This is a genomic window from Sarcina sp. DSM 11001 (genome assembly GCF_900101015.1).
Classification (GTDB): Bacteria; Bacillota; Clostridia; order Lachnospirales; family Lachnospiraceae; genus CAG-791.
Genome location: NZ_FNFZ01000009.1, coordinates 83,478 through 104,854 on the forward strand (window position 1 = coordinate 83,478; position 21,377 = coordinate 104,854).

Genomic DNA, 21,377 nt, shown 5'->3' on the forward strand with positions numbered 1-21,377 from the left:
TTAGATGGAAAATTTTCCCTTTGTCAGCCTGTTCATCAGGATATTCAGCACCGCGACGAGGATCAGGATCGCCGCCGCCAGGGCGGAAGCGGTCTGCTGGCTGTGGTAGGTCTGGTAGAGATAAAGCTCCACGCCCAGTGTCTTGGTATTGTCGGAGTAGAGCAGGTTGGACATGGTCAGCTCATAGAAGCAGGGCATGAAGATCAAAAACCAGCCGGCGACAACAGAGGGTGCTGTGAGGGGCAGGACCACATCTTTCATTCGCCTGAGCCAGCCGGCTCCGGAGATCTGGGCAGCCTCCTCCAGGGAGGGGCTGATCTGCGAGATGGCAGAGACCACGGTCCGCATTCCCATGAGCATATATTTGATCATGTAGGCAACGACCAGGATCGCCATCGTATTGTAGATATTGATGCCAAAACGTCCCGACATGGTCATGATGAGCGCGAGAGCGATGACGACACTGGGTGTGCCGGATCCCACCGTGATCAGAAAATCGGGGACCGCCTTTCCCTTTACATTGGTCCGCTTCAACAGATAGGCCATGATCACGCAGACGATCATGCCCAGGGTCGCCGCCCAGAGTGCCGAAAAGACACTGTTCCGGAAGGACTTTATGATGGACTTGCGGGAAAAAATGATCCCCCAGTATTTGGTCGTCATATTTCCCGCCGCAAAAAGGGATTTCCCCATGTTGACAGTAAAAGAGGTCATAAAGACCGTTGCGAAGGGAAGGATCACAACGATAAAAGCAAAGGCTCCCACCAGGATCGTGATCGGCAGGTTCCATCTGCCGAGGTCAACGACAGCCGGACGGACTGACTTTCCGGACACGGTGATATAGTCCTTTTTCCCTATGACAAAATTGGAGACGTACAGGATGACCATGGCGAGCAGCATGAGAAAGACCGCGAGCACTGTCGCATCGGTCAGGCCCTGCTGCGACCCCACATAGACATAGTCGACGATCCTGGTCGTCACAGTATAGATCTTGCCCGGGGCGCCGATGATCGAAGGAATGCCGTAGCAGGACGCGGCCGCCACAAAGACCAGAAGCCCCGCAGCCGCGATCGAAGGCAGCATGAGGGGGATGGTCACGGTGAACAGGGTCTTGAGAGGGGAGGCCCCTGAGATGCGGGAAGCCTCCTCCAGCGAAGGATCCATCTTTTCCATGGCGCGCGAGATCGTGATGAAGGCATAGGGGTAATAGAAGGTCGTCAGGACCCAGACCAGGCCGCCTGTCGTGTAAATATTGAAGGGCATCCCGGCCAGCCCGAAGATCTTCTGTAAAAAAACGTTGAGCGTACCGACCGACGGATTCAACAGACGGAGCCAGGCCATGGCGCCGACATAGGGCGGCACCATATAGGTCATCACGAACAGGGTCCTGAAGATCCTCCTGCCGTGCAGGTTCGTGCGTCCGACAAGCCAGGCCAGCGGAAAGGCGATCAGGACTCCGAACACCATGGACAGCAGCGCCGTGAACAGGGTGTTTTTCAGACAGGTCCAGTTCAGCGCGTAGGAATAGATCCTTGCAAAGCTCTCAAGGGAAAAATGCCCCGTCGCGAAAAAAGCGCGGAAGAGCAGATAGACCAGCGGGAAGACCTGAAATACCAGCAGAAACCCTATGATTCCCGCGATCAATATCCATTTGATGTCAAAAGTGAATTTCTTCATCATTTTGCTTCAGGGACAGTCAGATGCTCCTGCAGAAGTGTGCGGATCTCCTCCCTCTGCTTATAGCACTTCTCCCAGTCCACAGGAATGGTGTTTTTCATAAGTTCGGAAAGAGGCACTGCATCGTAGGGATATTCTTCTACATCGCTTCTGACGCCGTACATCCACCCGTTGATGACCAGCTGCTGGCCCGCGGGAGAAAGGAAATACTCCTGGACCGCTTCCGCCGCGGCAATATTGGCGTTGGCGGAATACTTCTCATCGATAATCATAATGGGCGAAGGGACCGGGATCGAGCCGTCCTCGGGATAGATGACCTCCAGCGCGGAGCCCTCTTCTTCCCTCTTCTTTAAAACAGATTCCTCCAGGACCATGATCTCGCTGCATTCCCCTGTCTCAAGCTTGGTCAGGGCGACGGAACCGGATTCGATCGCGACATTCTGATTTCCCAGAGCCTTTAAATAATCCTCGCCGTATTTATCAAGCAGGCCGACCATGGAGCAATAGGCTGTTCCTGATGTCAGGGGATTGCTCATGGACAGTTTTCCCTTCATGGAGTCATTTTCCGCGAAATCCTTCATGGAAAGGGGCAGATCATCCCTGGAGTATTTCTCAGGATTGTAGGCAAGGACCATGTTGCATACACGCACAGGATACCAGTATCCGTCGGGGTCGTAATCAAAGACCAGCTTGTCGGCCTCGGCAAAAGGATGGGGATGCAGGATTCCTGCCTCTTTGAGCTGCAGGGCATAAGAGGGCTCCGCGACCATCAGGATGTCGCAGCCCATTTTGCCGGCATCCATTTCTGCCGCGATCTTGGACTGGATCGTGCCCGATCCGCCCTGGAAAAACTCCACATCCAGATCCGGGAAGACCTTTTCCAGCTCTGTTTCCATGTTGTCGATGATATCTTCATACATGGATGTATAAATAACGACCTTTCCTGAAACATCGCTGCTGCCGGCGGCCTCAGTCACTGCCCCGGCGTTCCCGGATGTGGAGCCCTCCTTATTGCCGCCGCAGGCCGCCAGGCTCACCGCCATCGCGCCTGCCACAAAAATAGAAACTGCCCGTTTGACAAACTGTCTGGTTATCATAAAAAACACCTCCTGTTATAAAGATTTTTCTTTTTAAAATAGCAGCTTTTTCAGGATCACCGCGCTGATGACCGCCACAGCGATCCCTGCTGCGAGACTGACGATCTCTGTCTTTTTCTCATTTTCAAACTTTGGTCCCGCCAGCTTGTCAATCGCGAACCAGGTCAGAAATCCCAGAATCGTGGGGATGATCCCGCAGAAATTATATCCCAGGAGCAGAATGATCCCATATACGATATTTGTTACGTAGGCATCAAAATTATTCATTGCCTTACCCACCTCCTCATGCATGCTGACAGCAGACGTTGAATGCTGACAGCGGACAAAAAACAGTACCGTAACAGTACCCATCTATCAGATTTTTGTCAAGTGGACAGCGGGCAGAGCCGGCCGGGAAGTCTTGCTGACAGCGGGCAGGAAACAGGTCAGAGAGTCACACAGACAGCGTGTACAGCCGGGCAGAGAATCACACGGACAGTTCGTAATCCTCCTGCAAATATGCTATACTGTATTAGATTGCAGTTATGACAGACCGGCATTGATCACAGACTTATTTATCAGATTAATTTATCAGATTCATTTTTGATGTAATAATTTATAATGTAATAAGCAGCGAAACAATACGCGGAACAATCTACGGAACAAAACATAAAGAAGCCTTGAGGGAAGGAGGACATCCATGCAGTTCCTGAAAATAATACTGATAATCGTTCTGGGTACTTACAGTACACCCATGATTATCCTGCGCATTCTCTTTATCATAGGATTATGGAAAATGCTGCAGAAATCCGGCGTTAAATCCTGGTGGGCCCTGATCCCCTGTGCAAGAAATTATATGCTTGCCAAATGTGCGGACAAGGAAGAAGAGGGCATGGTCCTGGCTGTGACCGATCTGTTCGACATCCTGGCATCCCTGAGCGCGATCCTGGCGATCGACAGGCTTTTTACCGGCATTTTTACATTGATCGCATCCACTTTGTACATCGTCGCGTTTATTTATTCTATCCGTGTATATTTCGGGATCATCGATATGTACGGTGTCCAAAAGCGCTGGATCATTCTCTGGATGATATTCGACGGCATCGCCGCGATGATCTTTGGATTCAAGTCCGACATGAACCCCCGGATGAAAGTCCCGGAAATGAGATCCGACTCCCTGTCTGTCTTTTCCGGTAAAAAAGCCGCGGAAATGGATCAGGGGCTGACGATCAACCTGGAGGACCGCAGCGTATTCGATTTTTTCAAGAAAAAATACCTGCTGCGCGATATTCATATGTATATCCGTCCCGGCAGGATGGTCCTGCTCCTGGGCGGCTCCGGTGCGGGGAAGACGACCTTCCTCAATGCCGTGAACGGCTATGAAAAAGCGAAGGCAAAAATGACTCTGAATGGGTCGGACATTTATGCCGAGTACAAAAAAATGCAGTACGAGGTGGGATTTGTCCCCCAGCAGGACCTGATGCGCAGCAAGGACACCGTCTTTCACACACTGATGGACACAGCCCTGCTCAGGCTCCCCCTTGACCTCACACACGCCGACCTCGTCGGGCGGGTAAACGAGGTGATGGACATTTTCGGCCTGACGCCCCTGAAAAACAGTCTGGTGGAAAAACTTTCCGGCGGCCAGAAAAAGCGGCTCTCTATCGCGATGGAACTGCTCTCCAATCCTTCCCTCTTCATTCTGGATGAACCGGATTCCGGTCTGGACGGCGTTATGGCAAGGGCCCTGATGCAGAAGCTCCGTGAGACCGCCGATCAGGGCAAGATCGTGATCGTCATCACCCACACGCCGGACCGCGTGATCGATCTGTTCGACGACGTGATCGTCCTGGCAAAGGATTCCCACCGGACCGGACGGCTCGCCTTTTACGGTACTATAGAAGAAGCGAGAGCTTTCTTCGGGAAAGAGCGGATGGAAGAGATCGTCATGAGCGTCAACCGGACAGAGGAAGGCGGCGAAGGCAAGGCGGACGAATATATCATGAAATATGTGGAGGTGCAGCATGGCTGAAATCAGACAGAATACTTCTCCTGCCGCTGATGATTCAATGCAAAATACAGCAGATATAGCAGCAGAGACTCCCGCCGTCAATCCGGCGGATGATCCGTCAGGCGTTTCAGCGGACAGACCGGCCGTATATTCCAGAAAGAGAGAGCACAGAGGCAGGGTGCTGCAGGTCGGGATCTATCTGAGAAAACTCCTCCGCATGTTTGTTTACCAGAATGAATGGAAAACCTTTCCCATGGCAGCCCTTGTCGCGGGCACGGTCGCCCTGGTGATCAGGGGGAGCATGTTCGTGACGATGGAAGGGACGATCCGGGGGTCTTTTGCCATCGCCTGCGTCTGTCTCTGGAACGGATGTTTTAACTCCATCCAGGTCATCTGCCGGGAGAGGGACATCATCAAGCGGGAGCACCGCTCGGGTATGCATATATCGTCTTATATCGTCTCTCATATGATCTACCAGGCCATTCTGTGTCTGCTCCAGACCGGTCTGACGCTCTATATTTTCCGGATGATGCAGATGAAGATCCCGACTGAAGGCATGTTCTTTCCCCTCATGATCATGGATCTCTCGGTCACGATCTTCCTGATCACCTATGCCTCGGACATGATGGCCCTGCTGATCTCCTGTATCGCCCACACCACGACAGCAGCGATGACGGTCATGCCCTTCATCCTGATCTTCCAACTGGTCTTTTCCGGTGGTTTCTTTGAACTGCCGGAATGGACTTCCTTCCTGTCCAATATGACCATCTCCAATTACGGCCTCAAATGCATTGCCGCGCAGGCGGACTACGACAGCCTGCCGATGGTGACGGGATGGAATTCCCTGTTCAGCATGCGCAATGAGAAAATAGAAGTGACACTGACCTACGGTCAGGTCCTCGAATTTCTCTCTAAGAGCAACAACGAATCCGTGAAGGAATTCCGGGACATGGAGGCCCTTCCCGGGTTTACCATGGGCAATATCATCGATTCGGCGGTCGACAGCCCCGACCTGGTTGAAGAGAGGCAGCAGACCTTCACGATCCGGACCACCGTCTGGGAACTGATAGAAATCGTCGGCTGGCGTCAGGTCAGAGATATCATCCAGGGCAAATCCTCAGCCGCCGCCTACAGTGTTGATTTCGAAAAGACCGAGGCAAATGTCTTTTCCTGCTGGATGTCCCTGGTCATATTCGCTGTACTCTTCGGCATCCTTTCCATCGCTGTCATGGAGTTTATTGACAAGGACAAGCGATAGGTAAGGCCTTAAGACACATTATACAGACAAAAACTATTAAAGACGGAAACCCTCTGTGTGCAGCACAAAGGATTTCCGTCTTTAATTTCAACAGAAAACGATCATTCAACAGGAACGATCATTCAACAGGAACGTTCTTTCGACAGAAAACGATCCTATAACAATAAGCAGTCATTCAGCAGAAGACTGTCATTCATTCAAGACTCGCTCATTCAATTGTCAGAATGTCACTGAATCCGGTCACCTCAAAGATTTCATTGATCACTTCGTTGACATGGATCAGCTTCATCTCACCCTGCTTGTTCATGATCTTCTGAGCAGACAGAAGGACGCGCAGACCTGCTGAGGAAATGTACTCCAGCTTCTCGAAATCCATGATAAGGGAGGTCACTCCATCCAGAGAATCCTTCAGGGTCTCTTCCAGCTGAGGGGAAGTCATCGTATCCAGCCTGCCTTCAAGTGCGATATTTAAACTGCTCCCATCTGTCTTCTTTTCAATATTCAGCATCTCAGTTTCTCCTTTTTACCTATTTTGCTTCCTCTATTAAATTTTTCTGCGGATTCAAGAATCGCCCGCGAGTCCTTTGTGCATGTAAAGCCATGCACCGCTGCCTGCGGGACGTCGGGGCAAAGCAGGACAATATCCTCCGCACGCTCTGCTCACATGCTCGCGTGCCCTTGAACCGCCGACAGTCCTCATACCATTTCCTCGGGATGGAACACTTCATCAAAGCGCTCCGCTGAGAGGAAGCCGAGCTTCACACACGCCTCCCTCAGGGAAATGTTCTCTTTGAAAGCCAGTTTTGCGGTTTTGGCGGCATTTTCATAGCCGATATACGGATTCAATGCCGTGACGAGCATCAAAGAGTTATAGAGATTATATCTCATTTTTTCCGTATCCGCTACAATTCCTTCTACACAATTTCCAGTAAATGACAAAATAGACTCCGAAAGAAGCCGCACGGACTGTATAAAATTGTACGAAATCACAGGCATAAAGACATTCAGCTCGAAATTGCCCTGGGAAGCCGCAAATCCGATGGCGGCATCGTTCCCCATGATCTGCACGGCTACCATAGTCACCTGCTCGCACTGGGTGGGGTTGACCTTGCCGGGCATGATGGAACTTCCGGGCTCATTTTCCGGTATGCGGATCTCACCCAGTCCGCAGCGCGGCCCGCTCGCGAGCCAGCGCACATCGTTGGCGATCTTCATCAGGTCTGCTGCCATAGCCTTGACCGCTGCGTGCGCAAAAACTATCTCATCTTTTGAGGTCAGGGCATGAAACTTGTTAGGGGCAGTCACAAAATGCTTCCCGGTCAGCGCTGAGATCTCCTCCGCGGCAGCCTCTGCAAACCCTGACGGCGCATTGAGGCCGGTTCCGACAGCGGTTCCGCCCAGAGCCAGCTCCGAGAGCGGCCCGAGGGCCAGGCGGATCAACTCGATATCGCGCTCGATAGACGCTCTCCAACCGCTGATCTCCTGAGAAAAGCTGATCGGGACAGCGTCCTGCAGGTGTGTACGGCCGCTCTTCACCGCGCCGATGTTTTTTTCCTCCAGAGTCCTGAATACCCTGCACAGCCTCTCGGCAGCAGGGATCAGCCGGTCCTCCAGGGCCATGACCGCTGAAATGTGCATCGCCGTCGGAAACGTGTCATTCGAGGACTGGCTCATGTTGACATCGTCATTGGGATGGCAGAGCTTCTCCCCGGCGATCTCGTTAGCCCGGTTCGCGATGACCTCGTTCGCGTTCATATTGGACTGGGTGCCGGAACCTGTCTGCCACACGACCAGCGGGAAATGCGCATCCAGCTTCCCCGCGATCACTTCATCTGCCGCCCGGGAGATCACCTCCATCTTACGCTCAGTCATTTTTTCCGGCTTCAGTGCATGATTCGCTCTCGCCGCCGCCTTCTTCAGGATCCCGAAAGAGCGGATGATCTCCGCCGGCATGGTCTCGATCCCCCTGCCGATCGGAAAATTCTCAAAACTCCGCTGTGTCTGAGCCGCCCAGTACCTGTCCGCGGGGACCTTCACTTCTCCCATGGAATCATGCTCGATCCGAAAATCTTCAGTCATTCCTCCTCCCTGCTCCTTTCTGCCTCTGTTGACCATTGGATATTATCCTGTTTACCGTTTATATCGGCGGTTTTACTTCCCGATCCGTTCCCACTCAGGCTCCTTGAACCCGACAAGCACAAAATCATCTCCGATGACCAGCGGCCTTTTCACCAGCATTCCGTCGGAGGCAAGCAGTCTGTACTGCTCGTCCTCACTCATATCAGGAAGCTTCTTTGAGAGCTGCAGATCCTTGTAGATTTTGCCGCTGGTATTATAAAAGCGCTTCAGGGGCAGTCCGCTCTTTTTATGAAGCTCACGGATCATCGCCTCATCGGGGTGGTCCTGCGCTATATCGATCTTCTCATATTCGATCTGCCGGTCATCAAGCCACTTCAGAGCCTTTCTGCAGGTTCCGCATTTTGCGTAACAATATACTTTCACCGTCGCACTCCTTTCCAGACATTGCGAAAAAATTTCCATCCTTGCGGGGCAAACCGTTGATGGCCGCTGCCTTCATGGTTTTCTCCTTTCCCGCATCAGCGGGGCGATGTCCTTCCTAACCTGCAGTCCATTATAGTAATTTTATTCAATGGAAACAACTTTCTTTGAACAACTGATAATTATTTTTCACACGGGAGGAACTTCTCAGGCGTCCTCCCTGGTCAGGTGTCTGATCCACCTGCCGCTCCGCACACGCAGAAAGACGGGCAGCCCCTTGAAGAGCTGGTCAGACTGGATGCAGAGCACCACGAGAGGAACCGGCAGCTTCCAGACAAAAGCAGCGAGGAAGGAAAGCGGCATGACGATAACCCAGACACTGATCAGATTCAGCCACATCGTAAACTGCGTATCGCCGCTCCCGCGCAGGACCCCGTTGCTGACCGGCATCTGATACGACATCCCTATCATCACAAAGCACAGGATCACCATGATCTGGTCCGCATAACGCAGGGCTGAATCGGTCAGGCTGTACAGACTGAGCAAAGGCGTCCGCAGCAGAAACAGGACCGCTGCCAGAAAGATGCCGATCCCCAGATCCAGAACGGACAGAGTCCGTGCGTCCGAACGGATCCGCTGCATATCTCCCCGGCCGACCGACTGGCCCATGACGACGCCGGAGGCAGAAGCCATGGCCGCCACGACTACCTTCAGATACTGATAAAAAGTCATCGCCACAGAGTTCGCCGCGATCGCGTCAGAAGCATCCGGCCCGGGCAGGTGCCCCAGGATCGCTGTCTGCAGAGGAACGGAGACTGCCCAGAGAATGCCCGTCAGCATGACCGGTACCGCCACCTTCATATAATCCCGTCCCAGCTCCCGGTCTGCTTTTGACTGCGCACTGTTCCTGTCCCGGTTTCCCAGTCCCAGAAAATCCTCTGAAAAAAGATCCAGCTGCCTGTCTTTGAACCGCACATATCCGTATACAATGACAAACTCTAAAAATCGCGAGATCAGGGTGCCGATCGCTGCACCTCTCACACCCATTTCCGGGAAGCCGAAATGCCCGAAGATCAGCGTATAGTTCACCGACGCATTGACGATCAGCGACAGGACTGAAATATAAAATGAGATCCTCACAGTTCCGACCACACGCAGGGCAGCCATCAAAGTTGCAGAGATCATGAACAGTGGGAAGGTAAAAAGCAGGATGTCCATGTAGGCCTGCCCCTGCCCGATGATCTCCGGATCCCGGGTGAAAATACCCAGCAGCTGCCCCGGCAGGATCAGACAAAGACCCGCAAAAAAAATCCCCCAGACAAATGCCAGCTTCAATGCGTGTCCCGCGACCTTCCGCACCGGCGACATCCTTTTCTGCCCGTAATACTGGGAAGCCAGGATCACCAGAGCGTCACAGACCGTGAGCGTCACCTGCTGCACCATGAAAAAGATCTGATTCACCGTCGCCGCACCCGACAAGGCTGCCTGCGCATAACTTCCCAGCATGATGTTGTCCAGCATATTCACACTGTAAGCCACGACATTCTGCAGCATGACCATCGTAAAGATTGAAAACAGAGTCCTGTAAAAACCCCTGTCCTGCGTAAAAAAACGCTCCCCCCCTTTTGCCTTCATCCCTGTACTACTCCTTGATCAAACGCTGAAAAAGCCCACGTTCTCCAAAACACTATATTCCACCCGAAACATTTCGTCTATCTGACTTTGCATTTTTATTACCTTGTTTTACTGTTTTGCTGAACCGGAATCTGCAGCGGACCGTCCCCTCAGGCTGTCCGAAAGCTTCATTTTTAAGCCCAAAAGGCAATGGTTATTCGGCTTGAATCCTTTACGATAAAAGAAAAAGGCCGGATGACATCAGCCGGGTTATGGATTATATTATCTCAGAGGGAAGATCCCCGTTTTTTAAGCGATGGATCCGGGACCCGCAGGCTGATTCTGATTTTAACCTGACCACTCAAAAAAGGAGGAATAAATGGCAGTCTATACGAGGACGAAAACCTACAACACCAAAGGCAACATGGGAATGATCGACGTGACAGGAGATTTTCAGTCTGCAGTCAGCGCCGCCTGTAAGGAAAAGAAAATAAAAAGCGGGATCATCACCGGCTTTACGACCGGCGGAGTCGCTGCACTGACGACACTGGAGTTTGAACCCGGACTCGTCCACCATGACGTCCGGGAGGCCATGCAGGGCATCGCCCCCTACCGCGATGAAAAGGGACATGTCATCCACTACCGCCACCATGACACCTGGCACGATGATAATGGTTCATCCCACATCCACTCCCTGATCCTGTCTCCCTTTATCACGGTTCCCTTCGTTGACGGCAAGATCACGATCGGCCCCTGGCAGAATCTCACACTTGTGGAATGCGATACCCGCGACCGGGTGAGGGACATCGTCTTCCAGGTGATGGGAGAATAGGACCGCAGCCGCCCGCATGTCCGCTGCCCGTTCCGGCCGAGGGACATCGTCTCCCAGGTAATGGGAGAATAGGACCGCAGCCGCCCGCATGTCCGCTGCCTGCTCAGCTATGGAACATGAGACCGGCCCTTTTGTATTCCCTGAGGAGTACAAAAGGGCCGTTTTGCTGTCTACATTTCAATTTCCGCAGACATCACCTGTCTCAAGGCCATGCAATAAGCCAAGCGATAAACAAGTGATAAGTAGTATGGTACTCCCTGCGGATATATCTGGCCTGTTACTCGATCCGCATCAGCAGCTGGCCGCCCTTGACGGTGTCGCCTTCCTCGACGAGAATCTCCTTGACGGTACCTGCCATCCTTGCGCTGGTGGCAGTTTCCATCTTCATGGCCTCGATGGTGATGACGGTCTGGCCTTCCTCGACGGTATCGCCGACCTTGACATTGATTCCGGCCACAGCGCCGGGGATGGATGCTCCGACCTCGCCCTTATTTTCAGGATCCGCCATCGGAACCTTGGTGATATTCTTCTGGGCTTCGGGATCCGGAACCTTGACTTCGCGGCGGATGCCGTTGAGCTCGAAGGAGACGGTTCGCATGCCGTCTTTATCCACTTCTCCGGGGCCGAGATATTTGATGACGAGAGTATTGCCGTCGGCGATGTTGACCTTGTTGGTCTCACCGATGGAGAGGCCGTGGAAGAAGACATGGCTGCCCAGCCGCATGATATAGCCGTAATGCTCCCTGTTCTTGCAGAACTCCTTGTAGACCTTGGGATACAGGCCGTAGGAGAGAACGGAACGCCAGCTCTGGTCCGGATGGAACTGGTCGATCTCCTTGCGGAGCTGGTTGAAATCGACCGGTTCAAGCAGTTCGCCGGGCCGGCAGGTGATGGCTTTTTTGCCCTTCAGGACAACTTCCTGCAGATCCTTGGGGAAGCCCCAGGCGGGCTGGCCCATCATGCCGGCAAAGTAGTCGACCACAGAATCCGGGAAGGCCAGGTCTTTGCCCTTCTCCACGATGTTCTCGGGAGTCAGGTCGTTCTGGGTCATAAAGATCGCCAGGTCGCCGACCATCTTGGAGGACGGAGTGACCTTGGTGATACCACCCAGGATCTTGTCGACCTTGCGGTAGTTTTCCTTGACCTCGGTGAAACGCTGGCCCAGCCCCATGCTCTCGACCTGAGGTTTGAGGTTGGTGTACTGGCCGCCGGGGATCTCATAGCGGTAGATGTCCGTGGCGGGGCTTGTGATCCCGCCCTCGAACTTGTCGTAGCGCAGGCGCACGTCCGCCCAGTAATCCGTGAGGTACTGGAGCTGGTCAAGATCGAGGCCGGTGTCCCTGGGCTGTCCCTGAAGGGCCGCGACAAGGGCGTTCATGGACGGGTTGGAGGTGAGCGACGACATGGAAGAGATCGCGCAGTCGACGACGTCGACGCCGGCTTCGGCTGCCATCAGGTAAGTCGCGATCTGGTTGCCGGACGTATCGTGGGTGTGCAGATGGATCGGAACGCCGACCTCCTGCTTGAGCTCGGTGATGAGCTTTTTCGCCGCGTAGGGCTTGAGAAGACCTGCCATATCCTTGATGGCGATCATATGCGCGCCGCGGTGCTCCAGCTCCTTGGCCATGTTCACATAGTACCTGAGCGTATATCTGTCATTTTTGGGATCCAGGATGTCGCCTGTGTAGCAGACGGCCGCCTCCAGGATCTTATTCTGTTTGAGGACTTCATCCATCGCGACAGACATGCCCTCGATCCAGTTGAGTGAGTCAAATACGCGGAAGACATCGATGCCGCTCTTGGCGGAGGCTTTGATGAACTCCCGGATCATGTTGTCGGGATAGTTGGTGTAGCCGACTGCGTTGGAACCGCGGATCAGCATCTGCAGGAGCAGGTTGGGGGCCTTTTCGCGGATGATGTCCAGACGCTCCCAGGGAGACTCATGCAGGAAACGGTAGCAGACGTCGAAAGTCGCGCCGCCCCAGCACTCGAGGGAGAAGGCGTCCGCCAGGATCTCGCTGGTGCCGTCCATGCACTTGACGATGTCGCGGGTACGCACGCGGGTGCCGAGCAGGGACTGATGAGCGTCGCGGCAGGTCGTGTCGGTGATCAGGAGCTTCTGCTGTCTCCTGACCCATTTCGCGACTTCCTCCGGCCCCTTGGCGTCGAGAAGCTGCTTGAGGCCCATCTTGCGGTTACCGGTTACAGGAGGGAACCTGGGGGGCTCATAGATGAAGTTCGCGCTGTTCTCGGCGATGGACCGCTCCGCGATGTAGGTGAGCATCTTGGTCGCGGCGTCCTCGCCTCCCTCGATCTCAAAGAGGGAAGGGGTCTCGTCGATGAACTTCGTGTAGCATTTGCCCTCGCGGAAGGTCTCGTTGTTGAGCACGTTGGTGATAAAGGCGATGTTGGTCTTGACACCGTTCACGCGGACTTCGCGGATAGCGCGCAGGGCTTTGTTGCAGACGCCCCTGAAGGTGCGGTCCCAGGAAGTGACCTTGACCAGCAGGGAATCATAGTAAGGCGAGATCGTGGAGCCGGTTCCCGCCGTCGCCTCGTCCAGACGGATGCCGAAGCCGCCGGAGATCCGGTAGCCGGTGATGCGGCCCGTATCCGGGGCGAAGTTGTTGGTGGGATCCTCCGTCGTCACACGGCACTGGATGGCGAAGCCGTCGAGCTTGAGATCGGACTGCTTCGTGATTCCGATCCTGGGATCGGAGAGGGGTTCACCCTGGGCGACCAGGATCTGGGCACGCACGAGGTCGACGCCGGTGACCATCTCGGTAACGGTGTGCTCGACCTGAATGCGGGGATTCATCTCGATGAAGTAGTAGTTCTCATCCTTGTCGACCAGAAACTCCAGCGTGCCCGCGTTCGTGTAGCCGACATGCTTTGTGATCTTGACGGCGTCGCGGTAGAGTTTCTTTTTGACCCCATCGGAGACAGAGAAGGCGGGAGTGAACTCGACGACCTTCTGATAGCGGCGCTGGAGCGAGCAGTCGCGCTCAAACAGGTGAGCGACATGGCCGTGCTCGTCCGCCAGGACCTGGACCTCGATGTGCTTGGGGTTGACGAGGAATTTCTCCATGAAGATATCCCCGTTGCCGAAAGATTTGAGGGCCTCAGCCTTGACGAGATCGAAGTTGATCCCCACCTCCTCGACCGTGTCACAGCGGCGCATACCGCGTCCGCCGCCGCCGGCCGCTGCCTTGAGGATGACCGGGAAACCGAACTCCATAGCCAGCTTCTGCGCTTCTTCGCGGCTGGCGAGCGGATCCTTGGTGCCGGGCGTCGTGGGAACGTCGCAGTCGATAGCCATCTGTTTGGCGCTGAGCTTATCACCCATCATATCCAGAATTCTGGAAGAAGGACCGATGAACTTGATGCCGGCCTGCTCGCAGGCGCGCGCGAAATCTCCGTTCTCGGACAAAAATCCGTAGCCGGGATGGATCGCGTCGCAGTCATGCATCCGGGCCAGCTCGATGATCCTGGGAATATCCAGATACGCACCCAGCGGGCTCATATTTTCACCGATCAGATAAGACTCGTCCGCCGCTGTGCGGAAGGCAGCGTAGGTATCCTCATTGGAATAGATCGCTACCGTCTGCAGCCCCAGGTCGTGGCAGGCGCGGAAGATACGCATCGCGATCTCGCCGCGGTTCGCCACCAGGACTTTTTTGAATTTGTTCATTTGTTCCTCCTTTTAGTTGCAGTCAGGCATTACATACGAACTTGTACAAAGAAATGTTTCAAATATTGTACTATTTTATACAAAATTAGTAAAGACTCCCCTGCCTCCCCTGCATCAGGAGCGGAAAAAAGAAACCGGCAGATCAGCCTTTCAGGTTTCCGGGGCCGAACCCCCTCGGCAACAGATCCTTAAGGAAAAATATCTCATAATGATCCGGGTCTGTCGCCACGATGATCCGGAAGGTCTCCGGGTCGCAGAATTCCATCATGACCTGGCGGCAGACCCCGCAGGGCACGGAATAGCCGGAGGGAACCGCCTCTTCCTCTTTTCCGCCAACGATACAGATTGCGTCAAAATCCCGGATCCCCTCGCTCACAGCCTTTGCAAAAGCAGTCCTTTCGGCGCAGAGCGACGGGCCGTAGGCGGCATTTTCAACATTGCAGCCTGTAAAAATCGTACCATCCTCTCCCAGCAGAGCCGCTCCGACCCGGTAGTGGGAATACGGCGCATAAGAACGAGCGCGCTGGGCAGCCGCTGTTTCAATCAGGTTGCGGATCACTTTGTTGTCCATATTTTTCTCCATAGCATACCACAAAAAAACTCTATCTCCCTGCAGCGAAAGCCCCTGCCCCGGTCAGCTCCATATGAAGCCGGCGGTCAGTTCACTCCACAGCGTCCACCATCGCAGTGACAGCCTCCCTCAGGCCGCGGACCGCGTCCTCCGCCTTCTGCCCGTCCTCTTTTTTCGCGTAATAATAGAACTTGATCTTGGGCTCGGTGCCGGAAGGCCGCATACCGAACCAGCTGCCATCCTCCATGTGGTAAATCAGGACATTGGAAGCCGGGATCTCGTCGCGGTCATCCCTGTAGCCGTCGATATAATCGACCGTTTTTTTCACACGGAAATCACCGAAAGCCTGCGGTTTCCCCTGCCGGAAGGCATCCATGATCCGTCCGATCCGGGCGGCTCCTGCGGCTCCCTCGAGAACATAGGAGACCTGGTCCTCGGCAAAATAGCCGTATTTTTCATAGAGCGAATGCAGGTATTCCTCGATCGTCATTCCCTTTTTGCGCAGATAAGCCGCCATTTCCATGACCAGCAGGCCGGCACAGATGCCGTCCTTATCGCGCACGTCCGCGCCCGGGGCGCAGCCTATACTCTCCTCATAACTGAAGAAATAAGAGTATCCCTCCTTCTCCGCGCGGGGGATCACACCGCAGATATTTTTAAATCCCGTCAGGGCTTCATAGACCCGGATCCCGTAGTCCTCGCAGATCGTGCGCCCCATATTGCCGGTGACGATCGATTTGATCATCGCACCCTTTTTCGGGAGCCGGCCCGACTCCTGCATGCTCTGCGCCATATAGGCGATCAGCAGCGCGCCTGTCTGGTTCCCGTTCAGCGGACGGAAGCCGCCCCTGCCGTCCGGGATCTCGACGGCCATGCGGTCGGAATCAGGATCCGTGGCGATCAGGACCTGCGCGCCGACGGCTTTGCCCAGCTTCTCGGCGAGGGCGAAGCCCTTGGGATCCTCGGGGTTCGGATAACCAACTGTCGTAAATTCCGGATCGGGGTCCTTCTGCTCCGCGACGATATGGAAATTTTCATACCCTTCCTCGCGGGCCAGAGTCTCCATCGGAATGCTCCCCGCCCCGTTGAGCGGCGTATACACCACGGGAACCGACAGATCCAGTTCCTCCGCGGGACGCTGGCGCATCGACTTCACATAATCCAGATAAGCCCGGTCCATCTCCTCGCCCAGCATGACGACAAGTCCCTTCACGACCGCCTCCTCCAGGGGGATCCTGTGGAACTGATCAAAATAATCCAGCCGGACGATCTCCCTCAGCATGCCGTCGGAAACCGCTCCGGAAATCTGAGCGCCGTCCTCCCAGTACACCTTGTAGCCGTTATACTCCTTGGGATTGTGGCTCGCGGTCATATTGACTCCGCCGACTGCCCCCAGCCTGCGGATCGCGAAGGAGAGCTCCGGCGTCGGCCTCATCGAGGGGAACAGATAAGCATGAATGCCGTTCCCGGCAAAAATTTCCGCCGCCAGCTCCGAAAATTCCTTCGAATGATACCGGCAGTCATAGGCAATGACCACACCGGCATCAGGATCCTTTCCTGACTGCAAAATATAACTCGCGATTCCCTGCGTCGCGCGTCCCACTGTCAGACTGTTCATCCGGTTCGTGCCCGCGGCGCAGATTCCGCGCAATCCTGCGGTTCCGAACTCGATCTCCTTATAAAAACGCTCATAAATCTGCCCCTCATCGTCTTTAATGGAGAGGAGCTCCTCCCTCAGCGGATCCCCCGCGGGGAGCTTTTCCAGCCACTGTTCATATGCCTGTCTCTGCTCATTCTTCATCTTCTTTTTCCTCCTCTTCTGTCACCGCTTCGGAAGGATCCCCGGCAAGCAGGTCTTCCATCCTATCCCTGTACTTATTCAGGTCCATTCCGACGATGGGATCCCCGACCACAATACCGTTGGAATCCACAAAAATCGTCGTCGGATATGCCCTGGCGATCAGCTGCTCCTTCATCCGGGCAGTAGGAACCAGGAGGGGATACGTCACACCGGTCTCATCTCTGATCTCCCTGCCGGTTTCCAGTTCCTTTTCCATATCGCCGTCAAGCATGACGCCGATGACCGCGCCGCCATCCTCTGCGAACTCCCTGTTCATTTCCTCCAGCGCCGGCATCTCCTGCAAACAGTAAGTACACCAGCTCGTCCACAGATTGATCATGGTGTATCTGTTCTTTGCGAACAGTTCCCTGCTGTCCACTTTATTTCCGTCAAAATCCACCGTCTCAAAAGAAACAGCGCTGCCGGCCTTCGTACTGGGTTTTTCCTCCGGCTCATAAAACCGGATATTGTCAAAAAGCTCGGGAAGGTCTGCTATGAATTCCGCAATGTCTTCCTCTCTGTCCACTGGAGGCACCGGCCTCCGCAGCACATCCTCTCCTGTGACATTATAAAAAGTCCATCCGTCCGCCTTTCCGATCTCCTCCAGATCAAAAGACAGAACAGGATCGTCCTGCTCAAAAAGCTCCATGACATTTTTCTTGCTGAGAATATCGCTGACGCTGAGTATGATAAACATATCATTGACACGCTCATCAAGATATGCCCCGAGCTCATCCGACTCCTCGCCCATCTGCTGCACGGCTTCCTCCAGTTCATACTCCGTCGCGGCATAGACCACGCAGTTGGTAATGACCAGATCCGGCTGTACTGCACTCGATCTGTAGGAAATATAGCAGTCTGAAGATCTCCAGCTCTCAGGCAGCGTGATATCCATTCCCGAAACGGGGATCGTCCATACTCCTGATTTATCATCGCCGGAGACAACTGTCCGGTCTGCAGTCGAGCCGGCCTGTGCCTCCTGAGCCTCCTCCTGCTCCTCCTCCGCCGCTGCGGCGAGGGAGGCCGACTCTGATGCCTCTTCTGATACTGGCTCTGTTTCCGGAATCTCTCCTTCGACTGTTGTAGCGGCCGCCTGCGCTCCCTGCTCTGCAGGACCGCCGGATGTCCCCTCTTTTTTTACATCAGCCGCTGTTTCCTGCCCTGCAGGCGCCCCGGCATTTCCCGACTCAGTATTGCTCCCGCAGCCGTAAAGGATTGACAGACACAGGCAGACTGCCATTACTACAATCAGCGTTTTCATTTTCATTTTTAAATTCAACCCCCTGTTCCGATCTGCATAAAGCATCTTTTTAATTTACCTGACGTCCGCAAAAAGCATTTTCCATAAAATCTTTCTGTCATGAAATAATGATATCTTTCTATCATTTTACAACGTATCAGCATACCGGACAACTGATTTGGGCAGGTCGTGAACAATAACGGTTCGGATTCGCTACAGTACACGCCCTATCGAGGGCGTGTACTGTAGCTTGCGAAAATCCCATTCCAAATCGCTTCGCGATGGGATTTTCGCCGTAAAACTCGGGTTTTTCGCGAAAAAGCCGCGAAAAACGCCTCGAGTTTCGAGCCGGTCTGTACTGTAACTCGGATTCATCAGGTTCATCAGGAAGTGATGGCAATATATTTGTCCAAATGACGCATCTCATGTTAAAATAACGACTGCAGTATAAGGGCACCGGATCATCATTAAAACCTGACAGCACGCCATAAAAGATAGTCCAGCCTGTCGTACACCGGATTCAGGACCCGCCCGTGTATCTTGAATCCATCACCCCTTTTTACACCATTGTTTTTTTTCTTTTTTATTTCATTTATGAGGTAAAACCATGCCTGACATTCAATATCTATTATTCCTTCAGAACTTCAGAAACAGCACCAACAATCTTCTGACTCCCTTTATGGAGTGGATCTCCCTGTTCGCGGTAACGCATCTGATCCTGATCCCGGCATTTGTCTACTGGGTGGTCCACAAAAAGAGCGGCCTCTATACCCTCACGTCCTATTACCTGTGCTGCGGCGTAAACGCCATTGTAAAGCTGACTGCCTGCATCTACCGTCCATGGATCCGTGACGCAAGAGTCGTCCCCGCCGGAGATGCCATCCGGACAGCCACCGGCTACTCCTTCCCGAGCGGCCACACTTCTACAGCCGGCCCCATCTACGGAGGACTTGCTGTCAGCGCCCGGAAACGCCTGCCCTGGATCTCCATCATCTGCCTGATCGCCCTGCTGCTCACCGGCTTTTCCAGGAATTATCTGGGTGTCCACACCCCTCAGGACGTCGCTGTGGGAATGATCGAATCCGCCCTCTCCCTGTTCCTTGTCGCCAAAACATTCCACTACCTGGAAGAGAATCCGGAAAAAGAAAATCTCTTCCTAGCGGGCATGTTTGTCTTTGGCTGGCTGGCGATCATCTATATCACATTCAAGCCCTACCCGATGACCTATATCAATGGCGTCCTTCTCGTGGATCCTCAAAAGATGATGAATGACGGCTACGGAGACACAGCCCTGCTCATCGCCTTCCCCGTTGCCCGTTTCTGCGAGAAGAAATGGGTCCGTTTCCAGGCGGCCGGCTTAAGCTTCAAAGGCATTCTCACAGGCATCATCGGCCTGGTTCCCATGTGGCTGATGACAGATTTTATGAAAGCTCCCCTGGACCAGGCACTGGGAAGCCACTGGGGACACTTCATGTTCAATTTCATCCTGGTCCTGTATACCATCGTACTGTTCCCCATCTATGTGCGCCTGTTATGGGGAGAATCCGAGCCCGGTTCAGAGCTGTAACCCACCCGGCAGGACGCGGATGTTTTTGAGCAATGTACTAAGGTGTTTTTGAGCAGTGCACTAAGCTGTTTCTGAACAGTGTACTAAACAGACAAATACGGTACATCCGCACATAAAACCCGGAACACAGAGTTAGATTTTTCCTCCGTGTCCCGGGTTTTTCTCATGTCAGCTGGAATTTCCGGTAAAAATATGCGGTTACAAAAGTTACAAAACCTGCCAGAAACATCCGGTCGTAACTGCCGGTTATAATCGTCAGTCATAATTGCCGGTCACAAGCGCCGGTCATAATCACCAGTCAAAATACCATTCTGCTCTCCACAGACCTCCTCACAGGAATACCTCATTTTCCGCCCTCCGGGCGTAATGCTCCTCCAGCATACGCGTGTGGGAGAGCATGACCGGGTCGTCAAAATACTTGGCATGCAGAGGACAGACCTTCACACAGGCCTGGCATTTGATACAGACACCTGTCACCGTGCGGAAATCCTCCCGGCTGATCGATCCCAAAGGACATACTCCGGCACACAGGCCGCAGTCATTGCAGTCCTTCGTAGTCTTTGGCTTCGCCTTGAGGAAATTGGCAGGAGAGCCATCCGCCTGAAGAGGCCGGTAATAACCGGGGATGGGATCCTCACCCTTCACCCGGACCGGAGCCGGGATCTCCGCCATACCGTCAAAGCCGCCGGGCTCAATTCCACGGACCTTCGCAGCTACAGCATCCGCGAAACGCCTCATAGACTGCATATCCTCCTCGTCCGGACGTCCCGCCGCAAGCTTGTCCGAAAATACATGCTCCGAAACAAAGGCCGCTCCCGCGATCGTATGGAAGCCATGCTTTTCCATCTCCATGCGCACCTCGATCAGACCGTTATCAAAGCTCCTGTTTCCGAAAGTTACGACCGGCACGGCCAGTGCGCCGTTCCCCGCGAACAGCGTCTGAAAGGCAGGCAGGATCTTGTTGGGAATCCTCCCCGCGTAAACCGGCGTCCCGATGACCACCAGATCACACGGTTCGAATGCGTACAGGGCTCCCTCCCCCTTTGTCCCGTCATCATTTCTGGCCTCCGGCAAAGTAAAATCGATGGTCCGCAGCGGGACCTGTGCCTGCGCGGCAATTTCCTGCGCAATTTCGTTTACTATTTTTTTCGCATTTCCCGTAGGGCTGAAAAAAGCTGCCGTCACACTTTTGAGTTTCATATCCAGATCCCTCCTCTACGAAAGCCGTCAGCATCCCGCTGACGCTTTCCTATAATTGCAATGAATACGCTCTTTCTTTGACCGCGATGAATCCGCGTTTTCCCTATTTAGATAAATGTCAGTGAGATAAATGTCAGGTTTTCCCGACTCCACCATCATCATAGCACACCTTTCCCATTCTGTAAGCAGACCGCTCAGGCTTGCACCTCATCTCCCGTGACTCATCTCCCGCGACTCATCCCCCGCGACTCATCCCCAGCGTCCCATTTCCCACATCTCATCTCCTGCGCCTCGTCCTTCG

16 protein-coding genes are annotated in these 21,377 nt (G+C 54.0%); 4 read left to right on the forward strand and 12 right to left on the reverse strand.

The features are described from left to right. The 3 genes from BLT02_RS06350 to BLT02_RS06360 are packed head-to-tail and all read right to left on the reverse strand — an operon-like array spanning position 1 to position 3,041. Complete coding sequence (locus BLT02_RS06350) at positions 1-1,680, reverse strand: ABC transporter permease (protein ID WP_092992694.1); 1,680 nt, start codon at positions 1,678-1,680, stop codon at positions 1-3. Next, on the reverse strand, positions 1,677-2,774 hold the full coding sequence (locus tag BLT02_RS06355; RefSeq protein ID WP_207649388.1) for an ABC transporter substrate-binding protein: 1,098 nt from the start codon (positions 2,772-2,774) through the stop codon (positions 1,677-1,679). Before BLT02_RS06355 ends, BLT02_RS06350 begins: the two co-directional genes overlap by 4 nt. A 33-nt stretch (positions 2,775-2,807) precedes the next feature. Further along, positions 2,808-3,041, reverse strand: a complete 234-nt coding sequence (locus tag BLT02_RS06360; protein WP_092992696.1) for a hypothetical protein — start codon at positions 3,039-3,041, stop codon at positions 2,808-2,810. A 412-nt stretch (positions 3,042-3,453) separates the two neighbouring features. On the opposite strand from BLT02_RS06360, the gene BLT02_RS06365 reads away from it, so the two are divergent. Both BLT02_RS06365 and BLT02_RS06370 read left to right on the forward strand, forming a co-directional pair. Then, entirely contained in the window at positions 3,454-4,785 is a 1,332-nt protein-coding gene (locus BLT02_RS06365; protein ID WP_242869717.1) for an ATP-binding cassette domain-containing protein, read from the forward strand. Next, entirely contained in the window at positions 4,778-6,022 is a 1,245-nt protein-coding gene (locus tag BLT02_RS06370) for an ABC transporter permease (RefSeq protein WP_175453722.1), read from the forward strand. The genes BLT02_RS06365 and BLT02_RS06370 overlap by 8 nt, the downstream gene beginning before the upstream one ends. 208 nt (positions 6,023-6,230) lie before the next feature. Here the strand turns inward: BLT02_RS06370 and BLT02_RS06375 are convergent, their stop codons facing one another. The 4 genes from BLT02_RS06375 to BLT02_RS06390 all read right to left on the reverse strand — a co-directional run bounded on the left by BLT02_RS06375 (position 6,231) and on the right by BLT02_RS06390 (position 10,156). Further along, positions 6,231-6,530, reverse strand: a complete 300-nt coding sequence (locus BLT02_RS06375) for an STAS domain-containing protein (RefSeq protein ID WP_207649389.1) — start codon at positions 6,528-6,530, stop codon at positions 6,231-6,233. A 188-nt stretch (positions 6,531-6,718) separates the two neighbouring features. Beyond that, positions 6,719-8,101 carry a class II fumarate hydratase gene (fumC, locus tag BLT02_RS06380; protein WP_092992807.1) on the reverse strand — a complete coding sequence of 461 codons (1,383 nt, stop codon included), beginning with the start codon at positions 8,099-8,101 and terminating at the stop codon, positions 6,719-6,721. 72 nt (positions 8,102-8,173) lie between these two features. Then, positions 8,174-8,524 carry an arsenate reductase family protein gene (locus BLT02_RS06385; protein ID WP_242869718.1) on the reverse strand — a complete coding sequence of 117 codons (351 nt, stop codon included), beginning with the start codon at positions 8,522-8,524 and terminating at the stop codon, positions 8,174-8,176. Positions 8,525-8,728: 204 nt separating this feature from the next. Then, positions 8,729-10,156: an MATE family efflux transporter gene (locus tag BLT02_RS06390; RefSeq protein WP_092992702.1), complete on the reverse strand. Its 1,428-nt coding sequence runs from the start codon at positions 10,154-10,156 to the stop codon at positions 8,729-8,731. Positions 10,157-10,514: 358 nt separating this feature from the next. Here BLT02_RS06390 and BLT02_RS06395 point away from each other — a divergent pair, with 358 nt between their 5' ends. Further along, positions 10,515-10,967 carry a YjbQ family protein gene (locus BLT02_RS06395; RefSeq protein ID WP_092992705.1) on the forward strand — a complete coding sequence of 151 codons (453 nt, stop codon included), beginning with the start codon at positions 10,515-10,517 and terminating at the stop codon, positions 10,965-10,967. A 277-nt stretch (positions 10,968-11,244) separates the two neighbouring features. Here the strand turns inward: BLT02_RS06395 and BLT02_RS06400 are convergent, their stop codons facing one another. The 4 genes from BLT02_RS06400 to BLT02_RS06415 form a co-directional block, all read right to left on the reverse strand. Next, a complete protein-coding gene (locus BLT02_RS06400) occupies positions 11,245-14,658 on the reverse strand; it encodes a pyruvate carboxylase (RefSeq protein WP_092992707.1) in 3,414 nt (1,137 codons plus the stop codon). Between the two features lie 142 nt (positions 14,659-14,800). Further along, complete coding sequence (cdd, locus tag BLT02_RS06405; protein ID WP_092992809.1) at positions 14,801-15,229, reverse strand: cytidine deaminase; 429 nt, start codon at positions 15,227-15,229, stop codon at positions 14,801-14,803. 91 nt (positions 15,230-15,320) lie between these two features. Further along, complete coding sequence (locus BLT02_RS06410) at positions 15,321-17,030, reverse strand: phospho-sugar mutase (protein ID WP_092992709.1); 1,710 nt, start codon at positions 17,028-17,030, stop codon at positions 15,321-15,323. Next, on the reverse strand, positions 17,020-18,336 hold the full coding sequence (locus BLT02_RS06415) for a TlpA family protein disulfide reductase (protein ID WP_175453723.1): 1,317 nt from the start codon (positions 18,334-18,336) through the stop codon (positions 17,020-17,022). Before BLT02_RS06415 ends, BLT02_RS06410 begins: the two co-directional genes overlap by 11 nt. A 580-nt stretch (positions 18,337-18,916) precedes the next feature. Between BLT02_RS06415 and BLT02_RS06420 the strand changes: the two genes are divergently transcribed. Continuing rightward, positions 18,917-19,876 carry a phosphatase PAP2 family protein gene (locus BLT02_RS06420; RefSeq protein ID WP_242869719.1) on the forward strand — a complete coding sequence of 320 codons (960 nt, stop codon included), beginning with the start codon at positions 18,917-18,919 and terminating at the stop codon, positions 19,874-19,876. A 330-nt stretch (positions 19,877-20,206) separates the two neighbouring features. Here the strand turns inward: BLT02_RS06420 and BLT02_RS06425 are convergent, their stop codons facing one another. Next, positions 20,207-21,076, reverse strand: a complete 870-nt coding sequence (locus BLT02_RS06425) for a ferredoxin (RefSeq protein ID WP_092992713.1) — start codon at positions 21,074-21,076, stop codon at positions 20,207-20,209. Positions 21,077-21,377: the final 301 nt, after the last annotated feature.

Excerpts from the sequence above, each read along its gene's own strand:
- BLT02_RS06350 (WP_092992694.1), bottom strand. The coding sequence starts at position 1,680 with ATGATGAAGAAATTCACTTTTGACATCAAATGGATATTGATCGCGGGA.
- BLT02_RS06355 (WP_207649388.1), bottom strand. The coding sequence starts at position 2,774 with ATGATAACCAGACAGTTTGTCAAACGGGCAGTTTCTATTTTTGTGGCA.
- BLT02_RS06360 (WP_092992696.1), bottom strand. The coding sequence starts at position 3,041 with ATGAATAATTTTGATGCCTACGTAACAAATATCGTATATGGGATCATT.
- BLT02_RS06365 (WP_242869717.1), top strand. The coding sequence starts at position 3,454 with ATGCAGTTCCTGAAAATAATACTGATAATCGTTCTGGGTACTTACAGT.
- BLT02_RS06370 (WP_175453722.1), top strand. The coding sequence starts at position 4,778 with ATGGCTGAAATCAGACAGAATACTTCTCCTGCCGCTGATGATTCAATG.
- BLT02_RS06375 (WP_207649389.1), bottom strand. The coding sequence starts at position 6,530 with ATGCTGAATATTGAAAAGAAGACAGATGGGAGCAGTTTAAATATCGCA.
- fumC (WP_092992807.1), bottom strand. The coding sequence starts at position 8,101 with ATGACTGAAGATTTTCGGATCGAGCATGATTCCATGGGAGAAGTGAAG.
- BLT02_RS06390 (WP_092992702.1), bottom strand. The coding sequence starts at position 10,156 with ATGAAGGCAAAAGGGGGGGAGCGTTTTTTTACGCAGGACAGGGGTTTT.
- BLT02_RS06395 (WP_092992705.1), top strand. The coding sequence starts at position 10,515 with ATGGCAGTCTATACGAGGACGAAAACCTACAACACCAAAGGCAACATG.
- BLT02_RS06400 (WP_092992707.1), bottom strand. The coding sequence starts at position 14,658 with ATGAACAAATTCAAAAAAGTCCTGGTGGCGAACCGCGGCGAGATCGCG.
- cdd (WP_092992809.1), bottom strand. The coding sequence starts at position 15,229 with ATGGACAACAAAGTGATCCGCAACCTGATTGAAACAGCGGCTGCCCAG.
- BLT02_RS06410 (WP_092992709.1), bottom strand. The coding sequence starts at position 17,030 with ATGAAGAATGAGCAGAGACAGGCATATGAACAGTGGCTGGAAAAGCTC.
- BLT02_RS06415 (WP_175453723.1), bottom strand. The coding sequence starts at position 18,336 with ATGAAAATGAAAACGCTGATTGTAGTAATGGCAGTCTGCCTGTGTCTG.
- BLT02_RS06420 (WP_242869719.1), top strand. The coding sequence starts at position 18,917 with ATGCCTGACATTCAATATCTATTATTCCTTCAGAACTTCAGAAACAGC.
- BLT02_RS06425 (WP_092992713.1), bottom strand. The coding sequence starts at position 21,076 with ATGAAACTCAAAAGTGTGACGGCAGCTTTTTTCAGCCCTACGGGAAAT.